Annotated in this window: 2 protein-coding genes; both read right to left on the bottom strand. The window is 43.8% G+C overall.

Annotation, left to right across the window (positions count from 1 at the left end):
* Window positions 1–627 precede the first annotated feature (627 nt).
* Complete coding sequence (locus O9332_RS24870) at window positions 628–2,613, bottom strand: M48 family metalloprotease (protein WP_004266742.1); 1,986 nt, start codon at window positions 2,611–2,613, stop codon at window positions 628–630.
* A 68-nt stretch (window positions 2,614–2,681) separates the two neighbouring features.
* Window positions 2,682–3,404 (bottom strand): DNA repair protein RecN, encoded by a 723-nt coding sequence (locus tag O9332_RS24865; RefSeq protein WP_004163389.1) that lies wholly within the window; start codon window positions 3,402–3,404, stop codon window positions 2,682–2,684.
* Window positions 3,405–3,723 lie beyond the last annotated feature (319 nt).

The following is a 3,723-nucleotide window of genomic DNA, read 5'->3' as shown; positions in this document are numbered from 1 at the left end:
TTTCCGAAAGTCCTTGACTTGTTTTAGTTTTTCTATTAAGCTCAACATATCTTTCAAAAGTTCGCGTTCACTTCTCATTTTACCTGACAGTGATCGCTTTTACTTTTGATATTCTGATGGGAGAATGAAACAGCCCTACCCGACATCGGGGGGGGAGAGTCCGGCCTCTGGGTTTTCAGTGGAGACATTGAGAATCTAAGCTGTCTCGTTGAACAAGGAATTTCCGATAAGTATCTAAGCACAATTAATTACACATCTAAGCCACTACTCCGTCAGACTTCTGCTGTGATCAGTAAACAGTGAACTGAAAACTCAAATCCGATCCCTAATAGCTGTATCCCGTCTCGGAGTCTCCCGTCTCGGAGTCTCCTGTCTCGGAGTCTCCTGTCTCGACTAGGAAATTAATTTTGTACGACTACTTAGTAGACCTCTTGCAAAAGTCTTAAGTCGATCCTTGTACAGCAACATTTTTGAAGATTATCAACTACTAATAAATAATTAACTGAAAGTCCCTCCCATTATTGTTTCTATCGTTTGTTTTCGGATTTATGCAAGAGGTCTAGTGATATGGAAAGAATCCCCTGTCACAGCGTAGCTTGACGGTGGGAGTATGTCAATTGATTCAAATTAATTAACTCGCTGCCATAAACGTTGAATTTCTTTCCTCAGTTGTGCATCAGGAGGCTGGCTAAATTGTACAGAAGGATTGACCTGCACACCGGGAATATTCTGATTCCAGGGACTGTTGGAGACTGATTCTAAGTTTATGCCACTTATCACAGGGCGAAACCCGTAGCGGACGAATACTTCCTGTTGGGAAGGCTGTCTGAGAAAGGCGACAAACTCCCTGGCTGCTTTCGCTTGTCCCTCATTCACATCCCGCCGTGCGATCGCCGCCGTCGCTACTGTCTCAATAGTCGGGTCAAGATAGTAGATTTGGTAAGGTTTTTCCTGGGTAGTTTGGGCTTGGGACCAGCGATAGAGGGCGATACTTTCGTAGGTAGTCGCCACATCAGCGTCGTTGGATCCGCGAGCAATAAATTCCTGCAAGAGAATGTCACTCGAAAGGGGCGGCTGATAGACGGAACGCTTAATCAGAGCAAACAAAGATTGAATTCCCGGCCCATTCAAGTTAGTACCAGTTAGGGGACTTCCGCCAAGATTGGACTGGGACCACAAACTTAAGGTTAACTGACCACTGTTGGAACGGCTAGGGTCTGTCATGACAAAATCGAAGCTTCCCCAGGTAGATTGTCCGCCGATAGCAGTCCAGTTACGCTTTTGCATGGCCCGTTCTACACTTTGCCATTGAAAGCGTCTCCCAGGGAAGATAACCTTTCCTCTCTCGGGCCAAGCGATACCCACCAGGAAGGTTTTGACAATGGGTTGGGGCGTATCGTAGAAGGGATTGCTTTCTCCCTGTACCGCCAGGCGATCGCGCAACTCCTCTAAGATTTCCCCATTGGCTGGAATGAGGATAGTAGGCGTAAAGTCATGTTTCTGGTCGATGTAGTTATTAACTATGTCCTGAGAGCCTTGAAACTTCAGTTCTAAGTTAATGTTGGGATGAGATGCCTCGAATTGTGGCTCTAGGACTGCCAATGGTTCTTGAAGTTCCGTCCCACTGACGATGGTAAGGTTTTGCTGCACGCCAGGAAGAGGTGCATAAGCTAAAGCGAAAGCAATTAGGGCGATCGCAGCCGAAATTATTGCCCGTCTGCGTTTCGATTGAGGGCTGTTTCTCCTAGTGGGAGGCGTTAAGAGTCCTGGTTGCATGGCGAGTAATTCTTGAATGCGGTTGTTAGTGGGAGGATGGGTGGCAAATAAGCGATTGACAAGTTTACCCTTGAAGGGATTAATAATTAGAAGGGGAGCTAACGCTGGGTTTTCTTCTGTGGATATTGACTGCTGTTGGCTGTTATTTTCTAATTTTTCTAAGGCGTTAGCGAGGGCGCGAGGATTTCCGGTTAAACTTGCTGAACCTGCATCAGCAGCATACTCTCTCGTTCGAGATATGGCTAATTGAGTTAAGGTAGCCGTAAGGGGCGCAAGTAGCAAGGTAGGGAATAAGGCGGCTAGGCGGATGGGATTGGCGTTGCGGTAGTTAAACATGGCAAACATTCCCGTCATTCCTGTTTCCGTGAGGAGAGAAATTGCTACAGAAATAGTGACAGCAACTGTAGCAGTAAGGGCATCACCGTGTTTAATGTGGCTAAGTTCGTGGGCGATAACGGCTTCTAATTCGTCTTCAGGAAGCAGTTTCATCAACCCTTCTGTAATGCAGACAACACCCCGTTGGGGATTCCTTCCAGTAGCAAAAGCATTAGGAGAAGAAGTAGGAATGATATACAGTTTAGGTTCTGGTAAATTTGCCCTGTAGCACAGCACTTCAACTATGGGTTTGAGTATAGCTTCTTCTTGAGAATTGGCAGGACGAACATCAAAAGCGGCTAAAACAACTTGGTCGGAATAGAACCAGAGACTAAAGTTAATTACAGCAGCAACGATTAAGCCGATAACTGCACCAATTATCCCGCCGATGAGTAGATAAGCCGTCAGAACTAAGATGCTGCTTAATAACGCTAATAAAGCAACTGTTTTTAAGAAGTTCATTACTCGTCAATCTCCAGGGTAGTATTGTGGTGTTGATTTTTCCAGTTTAGTTGATTTATTAGTCAGGTTCAAGAAATGATAAAATCAATATTTTCTTGAAAGCCACTCAATTCTTCACTCAAATTTCTTAACTCTATAAGTTCTTCCGAATTAGTCAAGTCAGCCGTCCGCAATTTATTTTGTAATTGTTGCAGAACCCCAGCCGAGTCTTGAATCACAGTGTACAAGCTAGTTAATTTTGCTTGACGAGTATCTTGTCCTTGTTGTGCTAATTCAATATTCCGTTCTAAACTGGCTTGCAACTGTTCTAATTGTTTACGAGATACACCGAAACTCGAACGAATTTTACTTTTAACTTCCAAGAGTTGCTGTTGTAACTCATTGATTGACAATAAGGATTCACTTTCTGGCAAACGTTGAGCAATTTGTTCTATTTTTGGGGGAAGTTCAATAGCACTATCGCAAGCTTGCTGTACGGCGATTAATAAGTCCATTTGCACTGAACTGCTGCTTAATAATTGGTTAGCTTCTTGACGCAGAACTTCTGCCTTTCCTGCTAAACTTTGAGCCGAACCTTGAATAACTTGCAGTTCCTGTTGTAATTGTTGTTTGACCCGTTTCTCCCCATCTGGTTCTCTAGCTTTCAAGGCGGTTGCGCCGACTACAGTTACCGCCAATGCTGTTGGTAAAGTAACAGTATTAGATAATCCCAAAAAGCGAACACCAACAACTAAAACGATCCCGCCTGCTAAAACGGCTAAAGGGTAATAAAGAGGGTTAGCAATTTTCATTTTTAGTTAACCGTTGATGATTGATGGTTGATGATTTAGTAGATTAATTCAGGAATTAATCACAGTCTCTACATTTGGTTGACTTACAAATGCGCCTCGGAACTCCGAATTCCGCCCCGCGCTTGACTCGGCGGCGAAGCCACCTCCGAATTCCATTCATAATTCATAATTCATTACTTAAAACTGGCTCTTCGTTACTTGTTATGGTTCGATAGGGGGGCATAAATCGACTAAATCCTTATCTGGCAAGAGACTTAATTGATTAGTTCGCTCTAGATAAAAAACAATTGACAAAAATCGCTAAATGCCTTTCTATATA

The organism is Microcystis sp. LE19-10.1B, from assembly GCF_027530565.1.
Taxonomy (GTDB): domain Bacteria; phylum Cyanobacteriota; class Cyanobacteriia; order Cyanobacteriales; family Microcystaceae; genus Microcystis; species Microcystis aeruginosa.
This window is presented reverse-complemented; position numbering and strand designations above follow the sequence as displayed.